The sequence below is a fragment of the Haloarcula japonica DSM 6131 genome, from assembly GCF_000336635.1.
GTDB classification, from domain to species: Archaea; Halobacteriota; Halobacteria; order Halobacteriales; family Haloarculaceae; genus Haloarcula; species Haloarcula japonica.
On sequence record NZ_AOLY01000010.1, the window covers coordinates 1 to 225 of the forward strand.

A 225-nucleotide genomic window follows, 5' to 3' on the forward strand; every position below is an offset into this window, starting at 1 on the left:
GTGAACGAACGCTGCAAAGTACCCTCAGAAGGGAGGCGAAATAGAGCATGAAATCAGTTGGCGATCGAGCGACAGGGCATACAAGGTCCCATGACGAATGACCGAGACGCGAGTCTCCAGTAAGACTCACGGGAAGCCGATGTTCTGTCGTACGTTTTGAAAAACGAGCCAGGGAGTGTGTCTGTATGGCAAGTCTAACCGGAGTATCCGGGGAGGCACAGGGAA

The 225-nt window shown here is 53.3% G+C and carries 1 rRNA gene; it reads left to right on the forward strand.

The annotated features are described in order from the left end of the window. A 23S ribosomal RNA gene (locus tag C444_RS22515) occupies nucleotides 1–225 on the forward strand; the annotation flags it as partial.